We start from the raw sequence: 24,674 nt of genomic DNA, 5'->3' as shown, positions 1-24,674 counted from the left end.
CGAGTAAACTATATAGGTTTTGATTATTCAAGGCTTAATTCAACATCTTGTCGAGAAAAAGGTTTAGGAACTGTTTCACCTTTATATTGTCGATCAGCAAAATAGCTCGAACGAACCATAGGCGCACTCCATATGTTCTTGAAACCTAATAATTGTCCATGTTTTTGATAGGAATCAAACTCCTCCAATGGAACAAAACGATGGATAGCAGCATGTGATTTTGATGGCTGTAAATATTGTCCAATAGTGACGTAATCTACCTGATAGTCACTGAGGTCATTGAGCAGGACAATGACTTCGGCTTCAACTTCACCTAGACCCACCATTAAACCACATTTGGTTGCTACATCTGGGCGTTTCTGTTTGAATTTTTTTAATAAATCCAGTGAGTGTTGATAGTCTGAACCCGGACGCATGGCATGGTATAAGCGAGGTACAGTCTCAATATTATGATTAAACACATCGGGTGGTGTTTCACTTAAAATTTCAAGTGCAATATCCATTCGGCCACGAAAATCAGGAACCAAGATTTCAATTAACGTTTCTGGACTGGTTTTTCTGATTGCTTGAATACAGTCTGCAAAGTGTTGAGCTCCACCATCTTTTAGATCATCACGGTCTACAGAAGTAATGACCACATATTTTAGATTTAGGTTTTTAACGGTATCGGCTAAATGTTGAGGTTCATTGGGGTCAAGCTGATTGGGACGACCGTGTGCAACATCACAAAAAGGACAGCGACGCGTGCAGATGTCACCCATAATCATAAATGTTGCTGTACCACCTGCAAAACACTGGGGCAGATTAGGGCAAGCCGCTTCTTCACAAACAGTATGCAGTTTTTGTTGGCGTAATAGTGCCTTGATATATTCCACTTCTTCTGGTTTGGCGAGTTTACTGCGAATCCACTCTGGTTTTTTAGGGATCTGTGTAGTTTGAATAACCTTAACAGGGATACGCGCAAGTTTTTCAGCACCACGTAATTTCTCACCTGTTTTTACTGAACGTTTTAATTCCATTTAAAATGTGTCCATAAATTTTAATAATATATAATATGATTATTTTAATGATGTCAATTATGTTTAATTATTTTTAATATAATAAATTAAGGTGCAAAATATTAATCATACAAAATAAAGGTTGGCTAAAGGTTTGGTTTTTAACTTGTTGATAATTATTAAAAAAAATTCAAAAAAATAGTTTTTATAACACTTTGTTTTAAATAATTTTTTTATTATAAATTTGAATAAATATTTTTAGTCTAATATCAATTTAAATGAAAATGTTTTTATATAAAAAGACGGATTATAAACTCCTATGTTTTTTTAAATATATGGTTTTATGTTTTAAACGGCAGCATGAAGGATTAAATATATGCAATTAACGGAAGAGCAATTGCTAGCAGCATACAAACGGATGCGAGATATTCGTGAATTTGAAGATCGACTTCACGAAGAAAATAATACAGGCGATATTCCTGGCTTTATTCATCTTTATAGTGGTGAGGAAGCTGTTGCGGTTGGGATTTGTGAAAACTTATCCGATAAAGATTTCATTACATCAACACATCGTGGTCATGGACACTGTATTGCTAAGGGATGTGATATCCACGGGATGATGCTGGAAATCTTTGGTAAAGATGATGGTTTATGCCGTGGTAAAGGCGGCTCAATGCACATTGCCGATTTAGACAAAGGGATGCTTGGTGCTAACGGTATTGTTGGTGGTGGTCCTCCTTTGGCTATTGGTGCAGCTTTAACAGCGAAGACCCTTAAAACTGGCGGTGTTGGATTATCTTTTACAGGTGATGGCGGTTCTAATCAGGGTTTAACTTTTGAAGCCATGAATATGGCAGTAGTACTGAAATTACCAGTGGTTTTTGTTTTTGAAAATAATGGCTTTGGTGAAGGTACAGCACATGATTATGCTGTAGGAAGTAAGGACATTGCTGCGCGTGCAGCAGGATTCGGTATGCCAGCAGAGAAAGTAGATGGTACAGATTTCTTTGCTGTATATGAGGTTGCACAAAAAGCGATTGAACGTGCGCGTCGTGGTGAAGGACCAAGCGTAATTGAAACGATTACTAACCGTTTCTATGGGCATTTTGAAGGTGATCCAGGTCTGATTCGTTCTAAAGAAGAGTTGGATTATGTCAAAGAACATAAAGACCCATTGAAAATTTTCCGTGAAAAAGTTTCAGGAAAGATTGATGAGGCCAAACTAGATGCGATTGATGCTGAGTCTAAAGCTAATGTAGATGCAGCCGTAGCAAAAGCCCGTGCTGCCAATTACCCAGAAGTCTCTCAACTTCTTACTGACGTTTATGTCTCTTACTAAAGGAATAGTAAAGTAATGCCAAATAAAAGTTATCGAAACGCGATTAAAGAAGCGATTGAATCGGAAATGCGCCGTGATCCAAGTGTGATCGTGGTTGGTGAAGACGTACGTGGTGGTCATGGCGGTAAAAATACCGATGACAATAAACTCGAAGGCTTCGGAGGTGTGTTAGGAGTTACCAAAGGTTTATGGACAGAGTTTGGGTCTGAACGTGTTATTGATACACCTATTACCGAATCAGCCATTATTGGTATGGCTGCGGGGGCAGCAGCAACAGGTTTACGTCCAGTTGCGGATCTGATGTTTATGGATTTCTATGGCGTTTGCCATGACATGTTGTATAACCAAGCAGCGAAGTTCCGTTATATGTTTGGTGGTAAAGCCAAAGCCCCATTAGTTGTACGCGGTATGATTGGTGCAGGTTTTTCTGCAGCAGCACAACACTCTCAGTCACCATACAATGTATTTGCAGCTGTTCCTGGTTTAAAGGTGGTCGTCCCTTCAAGCGCATATGATGTAAAAGGTCTATTAATCCAAGCTATTCGTGATGATGACCCAGTTGTATTTTGTGAACATAAATTACTTTATGACATTAAGGGCGAAGTTCCTGATGAGTCATATACTATTCCATTTGGTGTTGCTAACTATACTCGTGAAGGCACTGATATTACGATCATTGCATTAAGCTTGATGGTTCATCGTGCGAATGAAGTTGCAGATAAGTTAGCTAAAGAAGGTATTTCGGTTGAAGTGGTCGATCCTCGTACCATTTCTCCATTAGATGAAGATGGTATTTTAGAGTCTGTTGCGTCTACAGGTCGTGTCGTTATTGTTGATGAATCTGCTGCACGTTGTGGTTTTGGTCATGATGTTGCTGCTTTGATTGCGCAGAAGGGTTTCCATTATCTAAAAGCACCAATCGAATTGGTGACACCACCTCATTCTCCAGTACCGTTTTCACCTGTGCTTGAGAAAGAGTGGTTACCAAGTGTAGAGCGTATTGAACAAGCCGTACGTAAAACATTGGAGGCTTAGGATGAGCGAGATTAAAACCTTAGAGATTCCCAAATGGGGATTGTCAATGGAAGAGGGCACCATTGCACAGTGGTTAATTCAAGAGGGTGAGTCTTTTGCGAAAGGGCAAGAGATATGCGAAATTGAAACAACCAAGATCGTTAATGTCCTTGAAGCACCATTTGACAGTACCTTACGTAAGATCATTGCCCATAATGGTGACACGCTTGTTGTTGGTGGTGCTATTGCGCTTTGTGCCGATCAGCAAGTAACAGATGCCGAGATTGAAGCATTTGCACAAAGCTTATCAGGTGCTGCTATTGGTGCAACTCCAGCTCCAGCTGCACAGGTAGTTGCAGAAAAAACAGAAAGCATTGTTATAAATGAAGCACCAAGTGTGGCTGTGAATGCGACAGTGAGCAAGGCAGCACAGACAGTTGTTTCTGCTCAGGGTGCATATGCTATTCCTGCTACTTTGCAAGGTTATCAATTTAATGCAGAATTATTCGCGACACCACATGCATTAAAATTGGCAGAAAAGCATAATGTCAATTTACAGGCGATCACAGGTTCAGGACGTGCTGGACGTATTAGTGTAAAAGATATTCAAACTGCTGTTCAGTCGGCAGGTGGATCTTGGCCGAATGTTCAGCATCAAGCCAGTTCAAAGGCTGCGAAGTCTACAGCAGATGACAGTCAAGTGGCTGCTACACCAGTTGCTAGACGATTAGCAAAACAGTGGGGAATTAACTTACACGATTGCCGTGCTTCTGGTTCACGTGGTCGAATTTGTAAAGAAGATGTTGAGGCTGTTTATTATCGGGAAAATCCGATACAAGGCCAGCATGAGACCCGTGCTGTAGCTGAACAAACCGCTCAATTTACCACTACTGCAATGAACGGTATGCGTAAAGCAATTGCGACTAGACTGCAAGCAGCGAAACGCAATGCTCCACATTTCCGTTTGAGCGTTGATTTACGGGTTGATGCAGTTCAGGCTTTACGTCAACAGATCAATAGCACTGTTCCACAGGTAAAGCTGTCAATCAATGATATGTTGATTAAAGCGGCTGCCGCTGCACTGATGAAAGTGCCACAAGTGAATGTGCAATTTGATGAAGAAAATCAGAAAATTCTTCAATTTAATCAAGCAGATATTTCTGTGGCGGTTGCGATTGAAAATGGATTGATTACGCCAATCATTAAAGCGGCGAATAGTAAGTCTTTAGCACAAATTTCTAATGATATGCGTGACTTAGCAACACGAGCGAAAACTGGGAAATTGGCTCCTGATGAGTTTCAGGGAGGCAGTTTTAGTATTTCAAACTTAGGTATGCTGGGGATTAAACAATTTGATGCCATTATCAATCCACCTCAAGGTGCAATTTTAGCCCTTGGCGCTGCTGAAAAGCGTGTCATTGTTCAAAATGACGAAATGGTTATGGCGCAAATAGTCACAGCAACCTTGTCATGTGATCATCGTGTGATTGATGGTGCATTGGGTGCTCAGTTCTTGGCTGCATTTAAGCAGTTTGTAGAAAATCCTGCATTGATTTTGGTGTAGGGAGATGTATATGTCAGACACACAATTTGATGTGATCATTATTGGTGCTGGCCCAGGTGGATATGTGGCTGCAATTCGTGCAGCCCAACTGGGCTTAAAGACCGCGATAGTCGAAGCACAGCATCTAGGTGGGATTTGCCTAAATTGGGGCTGTATACCAACTAAAGCTTTACTGAGTGGAGCAACACTTGCGCAGCAGTTTAAGAAGGCAGGTCAATTTGGTTTCCAATTAGGTGCTATTGATTTTGATATTCAGACCTTGGTGCAACATAGTCGCAAAGTTTCAGAACAATTGGTGCAGGGTATTGGCCAATTACTGAAAAAAAATCAAGTTCAGCTTTTTAATGCAACCGCTAAATTTACTGCAAAAGAGCAATTAGAGTTAATTGATTCAGAAGGGAATCAACAACATATTCGTGCTCCTCATATTATTGTGGCAACTGGTGCTAAGGCAGCACATTTACCGCACATACCTGTCGAAGCCGAACATGTCTGGAGTTATAAAGAAGCTTTAGTTCCAACACAATTACCAAAGTCTCTTTTGGTTGTTGGCTCTGGGGCAATTGGTAGCGAGTTTGCAAGTTTGTACCAAGATTTAGGCTGTCAGGTTACTTTGGTTGATATTGCGAAGCAAATATTACCCAGTGAAGATGCTGAAGTTGCTCAATACGTGCAAAAACAGTTTCAACAACAAGGCATGACGGTATGGACTGATACCCGTGTGCAAAGTGTACGTGTAGAAAATGGCCAAGTACATTGTGAGCTTGAAACTGCAACAGGAACCCAAAACATTGTGGTTGAAAAAGTACTTTCAGCCATCGGGGTAAAACCGAATGTACAAAACCTCGGGTTAGAGGCTTTAGGTATAGAGCTTGAAAATGGTTTTATTAAGGTAGATCAATACTGTAAAACCAATGTTGTTGGGGTTTATGCAATTGGTGATGTGGCAGGTGCGCCATGTTTGGCACATAAGGCAAGCCATGAGGCGATTTTATGTGTTGAAAAAATAGCAGGTTTAAGCCAAGTGCATGCGCTTGATCGTGGACAAATACCAGGTTGTATTTTTACTCACCCACAAGTTGCAAGTATTGGTTTAACGGAGCAAAAAGCTAAAGCTGCTGGTTTACCCATTCAAGTTGGTAAGTTTCCATTGCAGGCCAATGGTAAAGCTCTGGCCTTGGCTGATGCAGCAGGTTTCGTAAAAACAATTTTTCATCAAGAGACAGGTGAATTATTAGGGGCGCATATGGTGGGCCATGAAGTGACTGAGCATATTCAAGGTTTTGCGATTGCAAAATATTTGGAAGCTACAGATGAAAGTCTGGCTCAAGTGATTTTCCCACATCCGACTTTATCTGAGGCAATGCATGAATCTATTTTGGCTTCAATGCAACGTGCAATTCATATTTAAGGAGTCGCAATATGCCTAGAGGTTTAAAAAATAAGGTTGCACTAATTACTGGTGCGGCTCAAGGAATTGGACGAGGTATTGCTTTACGTTTAGCACAAGAAGGTGTGCATATTGCGTTGGTTGATCTTAATCAAGATAAGTTAAATCTGGTGCAAGCGGAGATTGAGGCATTAGGTGTTAAGGTAACCACATTTATTGCTGATGTTTCAGATCCAACACAAATCAGTCTTGCTGTAGAACATGCAGAATCATTATTAAATGGTTTTGATATTATGATTAATAATGCTGGTATTGCTCAAGTAAATGCTTTATCAGATGTCAATTCTGAAGAGTTTAACCGCATTATGAATATTAATGTTGGTGGTGTACTATGGGGTATTCAGGCTGCTGCAAATAAGTTTAAACAGCGTCAGCATGGTGGCAAAATTATTAATGCATGTTCTATTGCTGGACATGAAGGTTTTGCTTTACTAGGTGTATATTCAGCAACTAAATTTGCAGTTCGAGCATTAACTCAGACTGCAGCAAAAGAATATGCAAGTGCGAACATTAAGGTAAATAGTTATTGCCCAGGCGTAGTTGGCACCGACATGTGGGTAGACATTGATCGGCGTTTTTCTGAGCTTACGGCTAAACCTCTTGGTGAAACATATAAAAAATATGTAGATGGCATCGCTTTAGGGCGTGCAGAAACACCAGATGATGTTGCAGCATTGGTGGCATTTTTAGCGAGTGAGGACGCTGATTATATTACTGGGCAGTCAATTTTGACCGATGGTGGCATGGTTTATCGTTAATACTATAAAGAGGGTGTATCAATGAAAGCAGCACGTTTTTATGATAAAGGTGATATCCGAATTGAGGACATCCCAGAGCCAAAAGTATTACCTGGTACAGTAGGTATACAGGTGGCATGGTGTGGTATTTGTGGTACAGACTTACATGAGTTTATGGAAGGTCCTATTTTTATTCCCCCTTGTGGTCACCCACATCCAATTTCTGGAGAGTCAGCGCCTATTACTATGGGGCATGAGTTTTCAGGTGTGGTATACGAGGTAGGGGAAGGCGTCACAGATATTGAGGTTGGACAACATGTGGTTGTTGAACCTTATATCATTGCAGATGATGTGCCTACAGGCCCGAATGATCATTATCACTTATCTAAGGATATGAACTTTATTGGTTTGGGCGGTCGTGGTGGTGGTTTATCAGAAAAAATTGCTGTACAGCGACGTTGGGTACATCCTATTGCAAAGCAGATTCCATTAGACCAAGCTGCCCTAATTGAACCTTTGTCTGTAGGTCACCACGCTTATGTTCGAAGTGGTGCCAAAGCAGGTGATATCGCTTTAGTTGGTGGGGCTGGACCAATTGGTTTGTTACTTTCTGCAATTTTAAAGGCCAAAGGTCTAACAGTGATCATTACTGAATTAAGTGCGAAACGTAAAGAAAAAGCACTTGAGGCAGGTGTTGTGGATTATGTACTTGATCCATCACAGGTAGATGTGGTCGCTGAAGTCATGAAAATTACAGAGGGCCGTGGTGTAGATGTTGCTTTTGAGTGTAGTAGTGTCAATAAAGTCATGGATACATTGGTCGCAGCAATGAAGCCAACGGGTGTTGTGGTTATTGTTTCGATCTGGAGCCACCCTGCCACAATTAATGTGCACAGTGTCGTGATGAAAGAGCTAGATATTCGCGGTACGATCGCTTATGTAAATGATCATCAGGAGACGATTAAACTGGTTGAGCAAGGTAAAATTAATTTAGAGCCTTTTATCACCCAGCGTATAGCTTTAGATGATCTTGTTGCTCAAGGTTTTGAAACATTGATTCATAATAATGAATCGGCTGTTAAAATCATTGTACATCCATAAGCAAAGTTCGTTGAATTGATAATAACCCTGCTTCTACATGAAGTGGGGTTATTCATTTAAGGAAGCCCGATATAACGTAATAATGCTGTGGTAAGTACGGCAACCAAAATAACCACAATCAAAGAGTATTGTTTCCAAGCAAAAATGAGGGAAATAATTACACCAATAATTTTACTACTATCACTCCACTGATTATCTGAAAACAAAGTGCTGAGTACAGCCAAAGCAAAGAGCAGAATACATGCTGAGTCTGACATTATTTGTTTTTGGGCAGCCGTAAACTGTATACGATTTGCTAAATACAAACCAGAATAACGAATAAGATAGGTTCCTGCTGCTAATATAAATATACCGAGTAAGATGCTGCTATGTGTATTCATATTGAGGTTTTCCAAAATAATAAGGCCAATAATGACATCAGTACAGGTAAACCTGTTGGGAGAAATGGCATTGAAAGTAGCGAAAACCCAGCACCTAAAATGGCACGTTTTCGGGTTGTTTTATTTTTAAGTAGTGGCAGAATCAGCGCAAATAGAATTGCTGGAAATGCAGCATCTATTCCGAGTGCTTCTATGTTGGGAATATTTTTACCTAAAATAAAACCAATCATCACACCAATAGGCCATAAGATGCCAATCGCTAAGCCACAGGCCCAATAGGCCGCTTTTTGTAACTCAGGGCTTTTCTGACTTAAACCAAACATGACGCTTTCATCATTCATAATATGCGTTGCTATAAAACGCATGCTATTTTTTTCTAAAAAACTACTGACTGAAAGCCCAAATGGCAGATGACGTAAGTTAATGAGTATACCTGTTAAAGCAGCAAAAATTGGGCTGGTTCCAGTTGCAATCATGCCAATAAAGGTGAATTCAGCCGCACCAGCCAATACAGTCAAGGCCAAAAGAAGTGGAATCCAAAGAGGGAGATTAAAGCTTGCTGCAATAGAGCCTAAGGATATACCGACCAAAGCGGTTGCAATCGCAATTAAGCTGATTGCTTTAACTAACTCATAACTTAATTTAATTTTCATCACTTAAGTCTATATCGAACATTCGTACGATATAATAAATTAGAGTTTATTCGTTCGTCAAACAAAACGAACGTTCGATATAGGGTTGATATATGACATTGGCGATAGAAATCGTTGCTAAAGGTTTACAAAGAGAACGTCAAAAAGCTGGATTATCTTTGGCAGAAGTATCTAGACGAGCAGGTATTGCAAAATCAACACTCTCACAGCTAGAGTCCGCACAAGGAAATCCAAGTTTGGAAACATTGTGGGCATTGTGTGTTGCACTCAATATTCCATTCGCACAGTTAATGGAGCCAGATTTGAATCGAACTCAACTGATTCGTTTCGGAGAGGGAGTCGCTGTAACATCAGAAATTGCACAGTACAAGGCGATTATGTTGGCAACCTGCCCACCAGCTGCACGCCGTGATTTATATTTATTAGTCGTAGAACCTGGTCAAGATCGTTTATCAGAAGCACACCCAATTGGGAGTGTAGAACATATTATTATTATGCAGGGTAGAGCACTCGTGGGTTTGGTGAATGATCCGATAGAATTAAATGCTGGGGATTATATTTGTTATCCAGCAGATCAGGCACACATATTTAGGGCCTTAGAAGCAAACACACGTGCATTATTGGTATCTGAACAAAACTAATTGGTTTTCTTACGAGGGATCCAATCTGTAATGTAGATACCTATGCCTTTGGCTGAAAGAGAGTATCAACATGATTAGGGCAGATGAATCGTGATATGAGCCTGTTCTAGAGGAGCAATGATCATATTTTGATATGGGGCAAGCGCTTGTTGTTGGTATTTAAACAATGTGTAGTACATCCCTAAAAAGCCTATCACAGTCAGTATAAGCAGACCAATAAACAGCGCAAAGAAAGGGAATTTATGTGTATGAGTGTGTTGAATATGGTCGGGAATGGATGAAAATGGTGCAAAGGTATAATGATTTTTATATGACCTGATTTCATCTTCAACACATGTACTAAGATGGTCTAATAAGAGTAGGGAATGGATTCGATATTTTCCTTGAAAACCTAGTAATAAGCAGTAGTGAAATATTTCCAGCCTAACCAAACCATTTTTAGCGAGGCTACGAAGATGTTCTATAATTTCAAAAAAATGATCACCAGCTAATTGTGAACCAAAGAGATTTAATTGTAATGGACTACTAAGCCATATATTTTGCAGTTGAAGAAATTGAGGGTTTTGTTGAGTGACTATAGTTTCATCTAATAATGAGCAATAGGCATATTTTGCATGTTGAATTTCTTCTTCATTAAATTGTAATTCTCGTGCTTGTTGTTCAAAACGTTGTAGTAATATCAAAATATTCTGTTTAAATTGTTCTGCATGTTTGGGTAGATAAGCTTGTCTTAATAGAATAATGATAAAGAACCCATCACGAAGTAAATCGATGAGATCAGAAGTCATTTTTACATTAGATAGAGAATCGAGAGTGCTTTTAGGAACGCTCTGTTTTTCTCTTAATTTAATTGGTATTTTTTTTAGTATAGACATTTTTATTATTTTTCATTTAGTACTGCTATAAGCTCAATATGAATATCTTCAAACCCAGTAGGGATATAAATACAAATACTTTCAGAGTCGATTACGTGTTGATATAACTCATGTTGAGTTTCAATTTGAAAATAACACATCCCTGTACGAACGGGAATTGCACTAGGAGCCTGTATAAGATGGTGTAGTGGGATGGCAGCTAAGGCAGAAACAACACGTTGCTCCACATCTAAACTATTACCAACTTTAAATCTTAAAGGTACATTTTTAATTAAATCTTGTATGGGTAGAACATCACTTGAGATGGCCAAATAGAGCTGAAAACAGCGAGTAGTTATTTCAGATTGTAGACTAGCACACCAATAAGATGGGTGAGTTTCTTTCAAAGGAATATGAATGCAACGCTTAGAAATGATGATTTCTAATAAATGACGAAGAATAGAATCTAATTCCTCGAAACAGTGTTGTAGTTTATGGTGTTGGTATTGTGGAAGCTGGTCAACTGTATATTGATTAGAAAATGTGAGTAGAGATGCAGTAAAGTTTAATAGTTCGAGAAATAACCGCTCTGGGTGCATATGGGGGTTTAATGATATATGTTTTAGCTTTGCATAAGCTGTATTGAGTATGTTCATTAACCAAAATGAGGCGATATCTCCTGCGCGAAACTCAATCATTTGCCGATCATTTTCTCGTTGATTAGATTTGAGTGCATTAATCTTGGCCTGAATAATATTTAAAGTTCGTGTTAAGTGAGTATTTAGACTTGGACACGCATGAATATGTAAAATGGGGGGAATAAAATTTGCATCGAGCTCAAATCGATCAGGGTTTTGTCTCTTTATTTTTCCAATGGCCAAGTAGTAAAAACCATGAATAATTTGATCAGGGATGCCTTGCAATAGTTTAAATTCTGCACGACGTCTAAGCAGGGTAATTTCTGCAGGTGAGGCATCTGTGAATAGATCATGGGTTTCTTCGAGATAAGAACAATAACGTCCTTGCTGGATTTGATTTTCAAAAGATAGGTTAGGTTTATTGGCTTGAAGAATAGGTAGTGCAATGTAAATTAACAATTCATGGTGGGTATTGAATTCATCAAGTTGAATGGGTTCAGGGAGTAGGTCTTGATGAGGAGCTTGGTAAAGCTCGCCATCTTGCCAGAGTATTTCAAGCTTGGTTAAGGCTAAAACATGTTGACTTAATGATACCTGATCAAAGCTTAAATTTTGGATACCGTATGCAAAGGGAACAGTTGATCGAATTGTATAATTCAGTCGCTGTTCATGGTAACGATCTTGGAGTTGAAAATGTTGAGGTCGGAGAAACAATCCCTCTCCCCAAAGTACTTTTTCTGCTTTAAACATAGTTGCTCACCAATGATTTATTTCAGATAGCTGTATGCCTAACATATCGTGGATAGATTCCAAAGAATGCTCATGTTTAATGACTTGGGTAAGCCATTCATGTAAGGGAAGCTGACTCCACTTGATGGTCTTATTTAACATGTAGCTTACTGGGCTATGTGGTTCATTTTTGGTGAAATAAACTGCAATTTCCTGTAGGAGTTGTATGGCTTGTTGTCGATTTTCAATATGTGTTTGCGCTTCAGGCTGGAAAAATAAGCTAGATGGAAGCAGCTCTGGGGTATTACTTTGATTAATTTCATCAATTTTTTCAGAAGTATTGGACGAATTTTTAGCTGTTTGACTGAGTAATAGTTGCTCTACTTTATAAAGGCGTTTGAGGTGTTGATGAATATCTTCAAATAGTGAGTCTATAGCTAAAAAGCTGGGAGAATCTATGTCTAGTAAATGATGTATTACATGTTTAATTTTGTTCCAATGTTTAAGAATGTTTTGGAAATGTTGGTAGTTTTCTAAAAGCACTTGGTTTGGTACTTGCTGTAATTCCTGTTCGAGTAATTCAATTGTTAATTCTTGCGATGAGACCTGTTCAGGTACAGTGTTTGAGTTTTTATTTTGCAGATAAAGCAAACGTTCATAATCAAATATGGTGTAGGCATGTATGGTATGGCTAGTCAGCGGGATTTGTTTAATTAAAGTTGGAAGTTGATGGATTAAACCATGTAATAACCCAATACGTTGGTCTAAATCATCATCGATGATTGGATGAATTTCCTTCCAGTATTGTTCTAATACACGATGAGATAACTCAATGCCTTGTGCAACACCCATGAAGCCATACAAATGAGACCAGGCTTCGATTAGCCAAGAAAGTAAACGAATATCCTTCGTATTTTGGATAAAAAGTTCAGCAATTGTTTTAGCAACAAACTCCCAATCAGCTTGTCTGGGTTCAATAATCCACTCTCCTTGTTCAAGTAAAATGTCATCATGTATTCTCGCTTTGTTAATTTTATGAAATACATGGGAAAGAGATAAATCATCTCCACAAGGAAGATGTTCAGATATTGGAGATAAATAGGTATTTAGATTGAAGGGCATAGAGGGTTTCTCTTTATTAAAGAATATAATATAAATTGTTTATACGGTGTTTTTAAATTGGGCTTTTATATTCGGGATTATTTGTGGGTTAATAAAAACTTTGTTTACTTGAAATTTGAGTGGAAGATAGATGATATGCTCAGTTTTAATTTTATTATTTTTTTGATTAAGATAATAAAATATGGATTGTGAAAAATAGATCAGTTTAGGTGAAGATGTATTAACAAAGTGGATTTTTAGATTGTCCATTTTTATCTCTCGTTTATCCATTTTATACAAAAGTAAAGAGCACAAAGCTTGTTTTGATTTTTATTTGTAGAATAAGTTATAAGCGCATTTATAGATAGTTGTGTTTATCAAAAAGAGTTTATTCTGTCGGATTTTTTAGAATAATTGAACTGAATTGAATGAAAATGGAAGGGAACTATATTGAGTTGATTAAAATAATTTTATAATAATTGGTATTCATGTGATGATTATAATAAATAGTGTTGGGGTTTTGGATTTTAATCGGATATTTAATCACTATTTGAATATTCGTTATATTATGTATGAAACCAATATTTAAGCTGTCTATAAAAATAATACTCCGAATAAGTAGATGAAGGTAAAATAATGGCAAAAAGAGAAAGTATTCAGAAGAAACTACAACGGGTTCGAGCCCCACGTGTACAACTCACTTATGACATAGAGGTTGGAGGAGCTAAGGAAACTAAAGAACTGCCATTTGTCATAGGTGTTTTGGGCGATTTTTCAGCAGCATCTGATGTGAAGAAAATAAAACTAAAGAACAAGAAATTTATCGATGTAGATTTGGAAAATATTGATGAAGTGATGCGGTCTATTGAGCCACGTGTATTATTTGAGACAGAAAATACTTTAATTGCTGAAGGAACAACTTTAGCAATAGATTTAAGTTTTAAATCGATGAAAGATTTTCGTCCTGAGCAATTGGTACAACAAATTAAACCTTTATGCCAGTTAATGAAGGTACGCGAAGGCTTAACAGATTTACGTAACAAAATTTCTAATAATGAAAAGTTTGAAGATGTACTGGGTGAAGTATTAAGACATACAGAGCAACTGCATCGGTTAAGTATTGAAACTGGAGATAATAATGATTGATTTACAGGCAGTTTCAGTGCGTTGTGAAAATACAGCTCCAATAGGTTTATTAGATTCAATTATTGATAAAAGTTGCATTGCTCGCAATGAGAGTGAACATGATCGAGTAAAGTATTTAATAGGAGAGTTAATCAAAGAAATTGTACAGGGAACAGTAACCGTCACTGACAACATGGCGTTATCACTTGATCAACGTATTGCTGAAATTGATATGTTAGTCTCATGTCAGCTCAGTAAAATTATGCATCATCCAGAATTTCAAAAAGTCGAAGCAACATGGCGTGGGCTTTATTATTTTTGTCAAGAAACACCATCTAATCCACTTATTAAAATAACAATGTTGGATACAACCAAAAGAGAAATGATTAAGGACCTGCAAAGTGCGACAGATTTTGATCAAAGTAACTTGTTTAAAAAGGTCTATGAGGAAGAGTATGGAACATTTGGTGGAGCGCCTTTTGCTGCTTTAATCGGTGATTTTGCATTTGATCGTATACCAACAGATATGTACTTACTCGAGCAACTTTCACATATTGCAGCAGCTGCACATGCACCATTCATTGCTGCGAGTAGTCCTGAATTGTTGGGTCTAGAATCATTTACTGAACTTGATCGACCGCGAGATATCACTAAAATTTTTGAAACAGCTGAATATGTACAATGGCGCTCATTCAGAGAGAGTGATGACTCTCGATATATTGCATTAACACTACCCCGAGTACTTGGTCGTTTACCTTATCATCCTAAGGATGGCATGTTTACCCATGGATTTAATTTTGTTGAATCGGTATCTGGGGACAATCATCAGCAATATTTATGGATGAGCTCTGCTTATGCTTTTGCTACTCGTTTGACACATGCTTTTGATTTGTATGGATGGTGTGCTGCCATTCGAGGTGTTGAAGGTGGTGGATTGGTACAAGGATTACCCATACATCATTTTAAAACGCTTGATGGTGAGCTGGTCTTTAAGTGCCCCACAGAAATTGCGATTACCGATCGAAGAGAAAAGGAGTTAAGTGATCTGGGTTTTATTCCCTTAATACATTGTAAAAATACAGACTATGCCACTTTCTTTGCGGCACAATCGACTCAAAAACCTAAAAAATATAGTACAGATATCGCAAATGCAAATGCCGTGCTGTCGAGTCAAATTCAATATGTTCTAGCTGTATCGCGTATTGCGCATTATTTGAAAGCGATGATGAGAGATAAATTGGGGAGTTTTAATTCAGCAAGCCAAGTTGAGGTGTGTTTGAATGATTGGCTGTCTCAGTATGTCTTATTAGATGATGGTGCTACCCAAGAGGCAAAAGCTCAATTCCCATTACGCGAAGCATCTGTGAAAGTGATAGAAAATCCAGCTGCTCCAGGTTATTACAAGTCAGTGGTTTTTTTAAGGCCTCATTTCCAACTGGATGAATTATCAGTTTCATTACGTCTAGTGACAGAGTTACCCCAAGCCTTAAATCAATGAGATTACAAGAATTATTAAATTAGAGAAAGGATACATAATGAAAGATATCTATCTAGAGTTTCGTGGCAAATATAACGTAGATGGTGAGTCGCGGGATGCGGAGCACAAAGGTTGGCTGGAGGTTAATTCTTGGGCACATCATATTCGCCAACCGAAGTCTGCAACATCATCAAGTGTTGGGGGACATACAGCAGAACGTGTTGAGCATTCAGATATGGTTTTTGTTAAAGATTTAGATGCAACTAGTCCAAAACTTTGGGAAGCATGTTCAGCTGGATATACCTTTGATGAAGTACAAATCGACTTTTATCGTGCAAATGGTGATAAAAGAATTAAATATTTGCAGTTGAAACTGAAGCATGTTTTGGTCTCAAGTGTAACCCCGCTCGTTAAGGAAGAGGGCATACCAACTGAATCTTTCGGTCTAAAGTATGCTGCTGTTGAGTGGACATATCATCAACAAGATATAAATGGCACTGCAAAAGGTGCAGTAACTAAAAAATGGTCTTTATCTAATAATACTGCCTCTTATCATGCTTAGTAATATTGAAGGGGGAAATGAGTAAATAGGTGGTAAATGGAATTAGATCATTTGTATCCATATGGATTTAGATATGCCTTATTTGATCAATTGCTTAGTTCATTGGAGCATGAAAAAGGCGTCTCCATACAGTCATTACAAGACTCAATAGCAACAGATCTAGAAGATTTATTAAATAGTCGTCAGACGAAAATAGATTGTATTCAGGGTGATTTTGAACTTGCAAAACATTCAATTTTACAATTTGGCTTAATTGATTTTACTGGTTTATCTATTACAGACTCTTTAGATTGCGAGAAAATTTGTCAGTATATTGAGCAAGCAATTACAGTACATGAACCAAGACTGCGGCAAATCCAAGTCAGAATTTGCCCCGACAATGTTATTACGGGTGAGCTATATTTAAATATACATGCAATTTTAAATGTTTATCCAATCAGTGAGGTCATTAAGTTTGATGCTTTACTGCAACCTACAAAACAACAATACATCATTATGGCAAAATCATAACAATTGGAAAGACTGTGATTGAAGAATTATTACCTTATTATGAAAAGCAATTACAAGAATTTGCTCAGCAGGCTCGTGGGTTTGCCCAGCATTATCCAAAGATTGCGCAGCGCCTAAGTTTAAATCAAGAGCAAATAGATGACCCACATATCGAACGATTGATTCAGGCATTTTCTTTAATTTCTGCTCGTATAGATAAAAAGTTAGAAGATAGTTATGATTTTTTTACTCATGCTTTATTTGAAGTCATGTTTCCACAGTATTTGAAGCATTTTCCTTCATGCACAGTGGTGAGTTTTGAGGATATAAATCAGCAAAAAAAGTTAAGTACAGTACACATTATTCCAGCTAAAAGCACTTTAAAGTCTCGTAGTATTAATGGTGTGCAATGTACATTTAGTAGTTGTAGTGAAGTACGGTTGCTTCCTATTCGATTGCTTGATTTAGCTTTTAATACCAAACCCAGCACATATTTACATTTAAAACATAATGCAACTTTGGGTATGACATTTGAAGTATTTGCTCCTCAATATCACAATTTAAGTGTCGAAATTTTACCCATCTATTTGGATGCGATATCAAGTTTTCCTTTGCAAGTTCTTGATGAAATTTTTAAAAAAGATACACGTTTCAGCCTTAAGATCGGTGAGTATCATCTTGATATTAATAATCCATTTGAGGTTCTGGGTTTTGAAGAAAAAGACAGCTTATTACCTTTGGATCAACATAGTCATCACGCATACAGACTGTTAACCGAATATTTTTGCTTTCCAGAGCGATTCCATTATTTATATTTAAAATTAGACTTCTTAAAAAAAATCAAATCATTACCAGAAAAATTTGAACTAGAAATTCATATTAAGCTTGATTTAAATGATCAAGCCATCATGAGAAATTATAGTCAGTTGAATATTGCAAATTTTAAATTATTTACAACCCCTATAATTAATTTGTTTGAGAAACATGCAGAACCGCAAAAAATTGATCACCGACAGACGCAATATTCACTAATAACAGATGCACATCGTCCTGAATATTATCAGCTGTATAGTGTGCTTAAGATGAATATAATCCGTGAGAAAAATCAGCAAGAACGAGAGAGCTTTCAAGTCTATCCATTCTTTGCAATGAGTCATTATCATGGTGATGCGGTAAAGTTTTTTTATTCATTGAGCCCAGTTTCATATGCGCATAAAGCAGGATTGATAAATTATTCAATTATTTCTAAAGCGCTTAAACCCGATGCGATTACAGCTGATTTTATCAGCACTCAACTGCTTTGTTCTAATTCAGACCTCCCTCATAAAGCGATAAAACATGCATTTGGTTATTTAAGCCTGAATGATCGTCATTTGGTCCAACGCGCTTTGGTTTTAAAGCGTCCAACGATGACCTTCCAATTTAAGCAAAATAAAAAGGAGCAATGGCGAATTATTTCGCATTTGTCTTTAAACACATTAGCGTTAATGAAAGGAGACGGGATAAGTCATTTAAAGGAACTACTTGAATTATATAATTTACCGCAGTCTAGAGAAAATCATCTAATGATTGATTCGATTCATGCTATTCAATTATCCCTCTGCAATAAATTGATTGATACTCAACCCTTTCCCCTTTGTGTCCGTGGTTTAAATCTATATTTATATATTAATTCTACGGTTTTTCGAGGACACAGCCTGTATATGTTTAGCCAATTGATAAGCCATGTTTTTAACTTAAAAGTACAAATGAATAGTTTTGTCGATGTCATCGTTTTTGACGCAATAAATCAACAGGAGTTATATCGATGCACGAAAAATATGGGTGGCAAGAAGCTTCTGTGATTGCCCAGCTCTTTAATCAGCCAACTGAATTCGAATTTATTCAGGCAATACGTTTGTTATGCCATACCCCTTGTCAATCTAAGTTAAAGTGTTGGGCTGATAGATTTAATTTTGAAAATTCTTTAAAACTTCAATTCCCCCATGCAGAGATTGAATCCCTACACTACACAGATCAATACATTGAAATTACAAGTTTAATGATTGGTCTCACAGGGGTTCAAGGTATATTGCCATATGTTTATACAACTAAATTATGGCAAACTTCTAGAGAGCAACGTTTAGAAGCACAAAAATTTCTTGCATTGTTTAACCATAAGTTAACAGCACAATTTGTTGATGCTAGTTTATGTTATCAATTACCGTTACGTTATGAGCTTGAAGCTGAAAATCATTATATAAACATATTACATGCTTTAAATGGATATATACACGATCAGCATAATCAACACCATATTGATGATTATTTTGCTGAGTTTTCAGGTTTAATGCAGGGGCAAAACAATAGTAAACATGCTTTAGAAAATATATTGAAATGTATATTTAATGTCGATATTAAAATACGTGAGTATATTCCTGAAAAGTTTGAGCTGTCTTCTAATCATCAATGTCAATTGGGGGGGATACAGGAAAATTTATTGGGAAGAAAAAGCTTTTGTGGGCAAAGTATAAAGCAAATTGCAGATAAGATTGAGATTGTAATTGGGCCATTGGTATATCAGCAATATCTAGATTTCTTACCTAATGCTAAAAATAGCAAAATACTTAAATCAATATTGCAGTCTTGGAGTAGTGCAAGTTTATATGTTGATTTACGACTGATTTTAAGTAAAACGGCAATATCTCCTATACGCTTAAGTTCAAAGAATCAAATTGGATTAGCTCAAGCCGCGTTTTTGATGTCAGAACATCAATCTAATAATGATCAAACCTGTTATCAATTACTTCAGGGTATAGCGTGAACAAGATAATGTTATGGGTATTGTTTACTATAGTGAGCACTATTATTTTTGTCACTATAAGGTATTGGCGTGATATCCAGTTTGATCCAACCGTATTTGATTTATTTATCTACTTAATGCTAGTGCCATTTGGAGTAGGATTGATTGTATTTTCCCCATATTTTATTTTTAGAGGTGTAAAAAAGTTTTCAAGTATTTGTTTAACACGGGTGCAACAGATATCAGAACCAAAGTCGAATATTCATCAAGATGAGACAGTGGGCCTTGCAATATATGCCGTTAATGTATGTAGTGTGTTCGGTGAAAATGAACAACTTATTTCTGCAATGCAACATGCTCAGGGGCCAAAACTTGATACTCAGCTATTTGACAGTTTACTGAGACCCTGTCTTTCTTTTAGAATGAACAGTATTGATGAAGACGGAAATAAAGAAAAAAGACCCATTATTCCAATCCATCAACGTTTAGAATATTTGCTTTTGCAAGAATTACAACGCTATACAATTGAACTCACCATAATTGCTAATCAATTTAGGCAGGCTGTTTTTGAAAGGATTAATATTCATCTTATTGTGAGTGAGGAGATAAAGGTAATTTTGGATGAGGAAAAAAGTAATCATATATATGAACCTTTTTTTGATAGATTAGGTTTTCTACCCCACCAGATTAAATATACATATCATTATTTATCACCTTCAACAATTGAGACACAATGGTTATCCTGTTTGATGCAGGTGAGTAAGCAAACAACAGAAGTATCATTATTTATAGTGATGGATTCGGAAATTAGTCAACAGTTCATAGATGAAAAAACTAGGTTTTTTTCAAATTATATTGCAGCTGAATATGCAGCAAGTTGTTTATTAACATCAAGTAAAATAAAAATTCATGGATTGGATGAAATAGAAAATATTTATATTAATAGGCATAAAAAACCATTGGTTAATATTTTAAAGAAATTCGAACTTACTTATTCAGAGCAATATAATCTAGACTGTCCTTTTATTATTATTTTAGATGATCCTGCCGATAATAGGGCAATAAAAATACAACAGAAATGTTTTGCCAATACAGCGATTGAAACTCAACATTTATTGAATGTACATAAATGTCTAGGGAGTAGTCAAAATTTAAGTCTAATTTTTGGATTTATATTGGCGATGAAAATTCATAATTGTAAGTATAGAGTTGTTTATCATTCAGGGCCATTAAAGACACCAATTTTTATTTCATCAATAAATGAGTACGACATATTAGATTAAAAATTATAAAATAACTGAGAATAAGATGAATACAATTTTAAAAGGTTTAAGTCAATTCGTTGCTCATTGGAAAGTAATAATCTTATTTATACTAATGACTCTATTTGCATTTTTTTGTTTTAGTACTTCTTTATCTCTTTTTTTTATCTACTGTGTGATGATTAGTTTTGCATTTATATTTTATTTGATATACCGCAGAGTGAAACGATTAGGTGTACAGATAAAATATATTAAGTTATTTAAACAAATAAGTAGAAATAGAGGGTTGGAGATTCAGCATCGAGAAGGTTTGAAGTATTTGCGACAGCAAATTAAAAAATCTCATCGTTTTATTTACCAATCTAAATTACTCACTAAAAAAAGTTGTCAAAGTAAATATGAGTTGCCTTGGTATGTCGTGATTGGAAGCTCTTCGGCAGGTAAAAGTTCCGCACTTAAACATTCTGGGCTTACATTTTTAGACACAGGAGGTATGCAGGAGCATGTTTCTGATCAAACTCAAGCAACGGCATATTGTGAATGGTTGATTTGTCGAGATGGTGTGTTATTAGATACAGCGGGTCGTTATACAACCTCTATAGCCGATCAACCAGAATGGCTTGGTTTTTTAAGACTATTGAAAAAAAATCGTCCTGAGATACCCATCAACGGATTGGTGATCATGGTGAGTATTACAGAACTATTGCATCATGATGCTGTGGGTGAAACACAACTTGTTAAAAGACTAAATTCAAGAATTCAACAAGTCACAGAATATTTAGAAATATCAATGCCGATTTACCTGATATTTACTCAAATGGATTTAATTGAAGGGTTTACACCATTTTTTAAATATGATGAGGTTTATGAGCGTGATCAGGTTTGGGGTGCAACGCTGAGTTATGCTACACGGTCATCACCAAGTATTGGTGAGTTGTTTGAACAGCATTTCCAAGTTTTATCTGAAGGTCTTCAGTATGTAAGTCGTAAGCACTATAACCGGAACTCACTGGCAGATATTTCTATAAATGCTATGTCTTTCCCTTTAGAGTTTAGTGCGTTAAAACCCATTTTAAGTGCTTTTGTTCGTGCTTTATTCGATGATCATTTATCTCAGAGTCAGCGTGCTTTTAGAGGCTTCTATTTTACTAGTGCCTTGCAAGAAGGAGTTAGTGAAAGTCCAATCACTCGAAAACTTGTTCAAGAGTTTGATTTAGAAAAAACATCAGACAAGGTATTAGTCAACACCAATATTAACAGCTTTCCTAAGCAAGGCTATTTCTTAAAAGAATTATTTAGCCATGTGATTTTTAAAGATCGAAAAATAGTTAAACCACAGCTGAATATAATGACAAAGCGGAAGCGCTGTTGGGGCTCTATTTTAGTATTGTTCTCCATATTGGTTTGTATGTTACTTTGGCTATGGTCATATAAAAATAATCAACAGCTAATTGAAGAGGTTCAATCTGATTTAGATAAGGCCATGCTTTTAAAGCATAATGCTGAGTTTGATTTAGGCAAATATGTAGATGTTTTATTGATATTACAGTGGCGTTTACAGCAACTTGATGAGTATGAGCGACATCGTCCTTTTAAACTTTCCTTTGGTTTATATCAGGGGAAGCAGTTGAAAAAACGCTTAAAAGCAGAGTATTTAAATGGCATTAAACAGCTTATTTTGTTACCAGCACAGCAGAATATGGCTCAATACTTACAACAACTGAATAATAAAAAAGATCAGCTTAGTATTGGGAAGCAGCAGGTTGTTGCCGAAGACGTTGGTGAGGAAAATAATGATCAACATCAGTCTATAGCTGTTGGATCACATGATGCTTATTACGTGTTAAAAGCTTATTTAATGTTGAGTAAACCTGAACATGTTGAAGTGGAATTATTAAACAACCAAGTTGCTCATTTTTGGTATTTATGGCTTGAAACATATGGATATGATCAAGATAAACAGTTGCAGATTTCACAAAAAGTACAGCTATTGCTTAATTACAGCTTGTCGTTGGCTCAGGATGAATTATTCCCTGTTCTTCAAGACAATCCACAGCTTGTTGATCAGTCACGTCAGAACCTCCTTTCTGTGATTCATGGGATTTCACTAATTGATCGTATTTATAATGAAATAAAACAACGTGCAGCGGTTCGTTTTGCAACGATAAGTATCGATCAAATTGTGGGTCAGGAAAATACAGACACAATAACAGGTGATTATATTTTACCAGGAATATTTACCCAGAAAGCATGGGGTGAATATATTGCGAATGCGATTGAAGATGCTGTTCAGCACCCAATCGAGATTAAAGATTGGGTGTTTAATCATACAGAATCTCATGATTTAAGTTTTACAGGAAGTCCTGAGCAGATTCGTCAGCAATTAACTCAGCTTTATAAACAAGAATATGCCCTAGAATGGAAAAAATTATTGGCGAAAGTACGTTATGTAAAAGCGACTAATCTCACAGAGCAAATAAAACAGATTGATCGACTAAGTGATCCAAATCATTCACCTATTCGAATATTGTTGGATCGAGTCGTTAAAGAAACGCATTGGGATAATCCAAGCATACAAGCAGAATTACTCAATGAAAATAAAGACTTTATATCATGGTTTAAAACAAAGGTGCTGCTAAAAGAAAACCATAAAGTAATGCAACAGCCAAATATTGAGAAACAGGTACTTATTTCACAACAGTTTGATGCTTTTTATCACGTCGTTCGCAAGCGTAATGAGCAGAATAATCACTCGTTACTTGATGAATATTTAAATAGTTTACTTTTAGTTCGGCATAAATTAAATACATTAAAACATGCGAATGGAGTGACATCCAATGCTTTGCTTTTAGTTCAAGACACGATAAACGATAAGAATACTGTATTAAATGCAACAGAAAAAATAGTGGGTGAAAAAATCTTAATTGGGATAAAAAAGACTGAACAAGAAATTCTACAATCCTTGTTTTTGAATCCATTAACTCAGGTATTTGAGACTTTGTTACCCTCTGCTGAAGAAGAATTAAATAAACTTTGGGTCATACAGGTTTATCAGCCATTTACTCAAAAACTAGCACTGAAATTCCCATTTAATCGCTCAGTAACGATACAAGCGAGTGCAAGTGAAATTGCTGAAATTTTTGGGGAAACTGGGCGTGTTTCAAAATACTTAGTAGAAACTTTAGAACCAGTGGTTATTCGTCATGGGGGTAGTTTAAACATAAAAACATGGCATAACATCGGTATTCATTTAAACCCTCAGTTTTCAGTTGCTTTACCAAATTATTTAGCTCCAATAGAGGGTATGGTAAAGGTTGATGTAGCAGAAAAAACAATGATGGAATTACCATCAAATTTCCAATTATACCCCTTAGCGAATTCGAAGCTGTTGTCTTATATCGTAGAAATAGATGGACAACGCATGGTCTTTGAGAAGGGGATTCAACAATGGAGCAGTTTTATTTGGCCAAATAAAGGAGCAATTTTAGGTGTGCGTATTACTGCAATTGATTTAGACGGCAAAAGCTATGTTGTATTTGAAGCATCAGGTGAAGATGGAATTAATCAGTTATTTGATGCGGCTGTACAGATAAAAAAAGACCATCATATTGAGATGACATGGACGAACAAACAAAATCCTGAACTAGCTATAACAGTGGCTTTTCGTGTACCGAGTGGTATACGTAATCATGTTGGTGTTAAGCAAGAGTATATTGGATTAAAACTGGTAGATTGGGTAACTACACCAACTGTTGTAACGGATAATGAATAGAAAATG

General features: G+C 36.7%; 21 protein-coding genes. 15 read left to right on the top strand and 6 right to left on the bottom strand.

Features of this window, described 5'->3' with window-relative positions:
• Positions 1-23 precede the first annotated feature (23 nt).
• The gene (gene lipA / locus RFH42_RS05400) at positions 24-1,019 is read right to left on the bottom strand and encodes a lipoyl synthase (protein WP_308974562.1); all 996 of its coding nucleotides are present in this window, start codon (positions 1,017-1,019) and stop codon (positions 24-26) included.
• 355 nt (positions 1,020-1,374) lie between these two features.
• On the opposite strand from lipA, the gene RFH42_RS05395 reads away from it, so the two are divergent.
• From RFH42_RS05395 to RFH42_RS05370, 6 genes are read left to right on the top strand one after another with little or no spacing between them, the layout of a single operon-like run.
• Positions 1,375-2,337, top strand: coding sequence for a thiamine pyrophosphate-dependent dehydrogenase E1 component subunit alpha (locus RFH42_RS05395; protein ID WP_308974561.1), 963 nt, complete (start codon positions 1,375-1,377; stop codon positions 2,335-2,337).
• Positions 2,338-2,352: 15 nt separating this feature from the next.
• Positions 2,353-3,372: an alpha-ketoacid dehydrogenase subunit beta gene (locus RFH42_RS05390; RefSeq protein WP_308974560.1), complete on the top strand. Its 1,020-nt coding sequence runs from the start codon at positions 2,353-2,355 to the stop codon at positions 3,370-3,372.
• Between the two features lies 1 nt (position 3,373).
• A complete protein-coding gene (locus RFH42_RS05385) occupies positions 3,374-4,915 on the top strand; it encodes a 2-oxo acid dehydrogenase subunit E2 (protein WP_308974559.1) in 1,542 nt (513 codons plus the stop codon).
• 10 nt (positions 4,916-4,925) lie between these two features.
• Complete coding sequence (gene lpdA / locus RFH42_RS05380; RefSeq protein WP_308974558.1) at positions 4,926-6,326, top strand: dihydrolipoyl dehydrogenase; 1,401 nt, start codon at positions 4,926-4,928, stop codon at positions 6,324-6,326.
• A gap of 11 nt (positions 6,327-6,337) precedes the next feature.
• On the top strand, positions 6,338-7,123 hold the full coding sequence (locus RFH42_RS05375) for an acetoin reductase (protein ID WP_308974557.1): 786 nt from the start codon (positions 6,338-6,340) through the stop codon (positions 7,121-7,123).
• A gap of 21 nt (positions 7,124-7,144) precedes the next feature.
• Positions 7,145-8,203 carry a 2,3-butanediol dehydrogenase gene (locus RFH42_RS05370; RefSeq protein WP_308974556.1) on the top strand — a complete coding sequence of 353 codons (1,059 nt, stop codon included), beginning with the start codon at positions 7,145-7,147 and terminating at the stop codon, positions 8,201-8,203.
• A gap of 56 nt (positions 8,204-8,259) precedes the next feature.
• Here the strand turns inward: RFH42_RS05370 and RFH42_RS05365 are convergent, their stop codons facing one another.
• The gene (locus tag RFH42_RS05365) at positions 8,260-8,583 is read right to left on the bottom strand and encodes an AzlD domain-containing protein (protein ID WP_308974555.1); all 324 of its coding nucleotides are present in this window, start codon (positions 8,581-8,583) and stop codon (positions 8,260-8,262) included.
• Positions 8,580-9,236 (bottom strand): AzlC family ABC transporter permease, encoded by a 657-nt coding sequence (locus RFH42_RS05360; protein WP_308974554.1) that lies wholly within the window; start codon positions 9,234-9,236, stop codon positions 8,580-8,582. Before RFH42_RS05360 ends, RFH42_RS05365 begins: the two co-directional genes overlap by 4 nt.
• Before the next feature lie 92 nt (positions 9,237-9,328).
• Here RFH42_RS05360 and RFH42_RS05355 point away from each other — a divergent pair, with 92 nt between their 5' ends.
• Positions 9,329-9,877, top strand: coding sequence for a helix-turn-helix domain-containing protein (locus RFH42_RS05355; RefSeq protein ID WP_308974553.1), 549 nt, complete (start codon positions 9,329-9,331; stop codon positions 9,875-9,877).
• Positions 9,878-9,951: 74 nt separating this feature from the next.
• Here the strand turns inward: RFH42_RS05355 and icmH are convergent, their stop codons facing one another.
• From icmH to tssA, 3 genes are read right to left on the bottom strand one after another with little or no spacing between them, the layout of a single operon-like run.
• Positions 9,952-10,752, bottom strand: a complete 801-nt coding sequence (gene icmH / locus RFH42_RS05350) for a type IVB secretion system protein IcmH/DotU (RefSeq protein WP_308974552.1) — start codon at positions 10,750-10,752, stop codon at positions 9,952-9,954.
• A 5-nt stretch (positions 10,753-10,757) separates the two neighbouring features.
• Complete coding sequence (tssK, locus tag RFH42_RS05345) at positions 10,758-12,119, bottom strand: type VI secretion system baseplate subunit TssK (RefSeq protein ID WP_308974551.1); 1,362 nt, start codon at positions 12,117-12,119, stop codon at positions 10,758-10,760.
• 6 nt (positions 12,120-12,125) lie between these two features.
• Positions 12,126-13,220 (bottom strand): type VI secretion system protein TssA, encoded by a 1,095-nt coding sequence (tssA, locus tag RFH42_RS05340; protein ID WP_308974550.1) that lies wholly within the window; start codon positions 13,218-13,220, stop codon positions 12,126-12,128.
• A gap of 615 nt (positions 13,221-13,835) precedes the next feature.
• On the opposite strand from tssA, the gene tssB reads away from it, so the two are divergent.
• Genes tssB through tssM form a run of 8 tightly spaced genes read left to right on the top strand, consistent with a single transcriptional unit; the run spans position 13,836 to position 24,668 of the window.
• Positions 13,836-14,345 carry a type VI secretion system contractile sheath small subunit gene (gene tssB / locus RFH42_RS05335; protein ID WP_308974549.1) on the top strand — a complete coding sequence of 170 codons (510 nt, stop codon included), beginning with the start codon at positions 13,836-13,838 and terminating at the stop codon, positions 14,343-14,345.
• Positions 14,338-15,822 (top strand): type VI secretion system contractile sheath large subunit, encoded by a 1,485-nt coding sequence (tssC, locus tag RFH42_RS05330; protein WP_308974548.1) that lies wholly within the window; start codon positions 14,338-14,340, stop codon positions 15,820-15,822. The genes tssB and tssC overlap by 8 nt, the downstream gene beginning before the upstream one ends.
• 37 nt (positions 15,823-15,859) lie before the next feature.
• The gene (locus RFH42_RS05325) at positions 15,860-16,363 is read left to right on the top strand and encodes an Hcp family type VI secretion system effector (protein WP_308974547.1); all 504 of its coding nucleotides are present in this window, start codon (positions 15,860-15,862) and stop codon (positions 16,361-16,363) included.
• Between the two features lie 36 nt (positions 16,364-16,399).
• Positions 16,400-16,873 carry a type VI secretion system baseplate subunit TssE gene (tssE, locus tag RFH42_RS05320; RefSeq protein WP_308974546.1) on the top strand — a complete coding sequence of 158 codons (474 nt, stop codon included), beginning with the start codon at positions 16,400-16,402 and terminating at the stop codon, positions 16,871-16,873.
• A 14-nt stretch (positions 16,874-16,887) separates the two neighbouring features.
• Positions 16,888-18,696: a type VI secretion system baseplate subunit TssF gene (gene tssF, locus RFH42_RS05315; protein ID WP_308974545.1), complete on the top strand. Its 1,809-nt coding sequence runs from the start codon at positions 16,888-16,890 to the stop codon at positions 18,694-18,696.
• Positions 18,660-19,655: a type VI secretion system baseplate subunit TssG gene (gene tssG / locus RFH42_RS05310; protein WP_308974544.1), complete on the top strand. Its 996-nt coding sequence runs from the start codon at positions 18,660-18,662 to the stop codon at positions 19,653-19,655. The genes tssF and tssG overlap by 37 nt, the downstream gene beginning before the upstream one ends.
• On the top strand, positions 19,652-20,917 hold the full coding sequence (locus tag RFH42_RS05305) for a hypothetical protein (RefSeq protein ID WP_308974543.1): 1,266 nt from the start codon (positions 19,652-19,654) through the stop codon (positions 20,915-20,917). Before tssG ends, RFH42_RS05305 begins: the two co-directional genes overlap by 4 nt.
• Positions 20,918-20,942: 25 nt before the next feature.
• A complete protein-coding gene (gene tssM / locus RFH42_RS05300) occupies positions 20,943-24,668 on the top strand; it encodes a type VI secretion system membrane subunit TssM (protein WP_308974542.1) in 3,726 nt (1,241 codons plus the stop codon).
• The last annotated feature ends 6 nt before the right edge of the window (positions 24,669-24,674 follow it).

It is taken from the genome of Acinetobacter rudis, from assembly GCF_031157835.1.
Lineage (GTDB): Bacteria > Pseudomonadota > Gammaproteobacteria > Pseudomonadales > Moraxellaceae > Acinetobacter > Acinetobacter rudis_A.
This window is presented reverse-complemented; position numbering and strand designations above follow the sequence as displayed.

Excerpts from the sequence above, each read along its gene's own strand:
- lpdA (WP_308974558.1), top strand. The coding sequence starts at position 4,926 with ATGTCAGACACACAATTTGATGTGATCATTATTGGTGCTGGCCCAGGT.
- tssC (WP_308974548.1), top strand. The coding sequence starts at position 14,338 with ATGATTGATTTACAGGCAGTTTCAGTGCGTTGTGAAAATACAGCTCCA.
- tssK (WP_308974551.1), bottom strand. The coding sequence starts at position 12,119 with ATGTTTAAAGCAGAAAAAGTACTTTGGGGAGAGGGATTGTTTCTCCGA.
- RFH42_RS05360 (WP_308974554.1), bottom strand. The coding sequence starts at position 9,236 with ATGAAAATTAAATTAAGTTATGAGTTAGTTAAAGCAATCAGCTTAATT.
- icmH (WP_308974552.1), bottom strand. The coding sequence starts at position 10,752 with ATGTCTATACTAAAAAAAATACCAATTAAATTAAGAGAAAAACAGAGC.
- RFH42_RS05325 (WP_308974547.1), top strand. The coding sequence starts at position 15,860 with ATGAAAGATATCTATCTAGAGTTTCGTGGCAAATATAACGTAGATGGT.
- RFH42_RS05395 (WP_308974561.1), top strand. The coding sequence starts at position 1,375 with ATGCAATTAACGGAAGAGCAATTGCTAGCAGCATACAAACGGATGCGA.
- lipA (WP_308974562.1), bottom strand. The coding sequence starts at position 1,019 with ATGGAATTAAAACGTTCAGTAAAAACAGGTGAGAAATTACGTGGTGCT.
- RFH42_RS05355 (WP_308974553.1), top strand. The coding sequence starts at position 9,329 with ATGACATTGGCGATAGAAATCGTTGCTAAAGGTTTACAAAGAGAACGT.
- RFH42_RS05370 (WP_308974556.1), top strand. The coding sequence starts at position 7,145 with ATGAAAGCAGCACGTTTTTATGATAAAGGTGATATCCGAATTGAGGAC.
- RFH42_RS05385 (WP_308974559.1), top strand. The coding sequence starts at position 3,374 with ATGAGCGAGATTAAAACCTTAGAGATTCCCAAATGGGGATTGTCAATG.
- tssM (WP_308974542.1), top strand. The coding sequence starts at position 20,943 with ATGAATACAATTTTAAAAGGTTTAAGTCAATTCGTTGCTCATTGGAAA.
- RFH42_RS05390 (WP_308974560.1), top strand. The coding sequence starts at position 2,353 with ATGCCAAATAAAAGTTATCGAAACGCGATTAAAGAAGCGATTGAATCG.
- tssB (WP_308974549.1), top strand. The coding sequence starts at position 13,836 with ATGGCAAAAAGAGAAAGTATTCAGAAGAAACTACAACGGGTTCGAGCC.
- RFH42_RS05375 (WP_308974557.1), top strand. The coding sequence starts at position 6,338 with ATGCCTAGAGGTTTAAAAAATAAGGTTGCACTAATTACTGGTGCGGCT.
- tssG (WP_308974544.1), top strand. The coding sequence starts at position 18,660 with ATGCACGAAAAATATGGGTGGCAAGAAGCTTCTGTGATTGCCCAGCTC.
- RFH42_RS05365 (WP_308974555.1), bottom strand. The coding sequence starts at position 8,583 with ATGAATACACATAGCAGCATCTTACTCGGTATATTTATATTAGCAGCA.
- tssA (WP_308974550.1), bottom strand. The coding sequence starts at position 13,220 with ATGCCCTTCAATCTAAATACCTATTTATCTCCAATATCTGAACATCTT.
- tssE (WP_308974546.1), top strand. The coding sequence starts at position 16,400 with ATGGAATTAGATCATTTGTATCCATATGGATTTAGATATGCCTTATTT.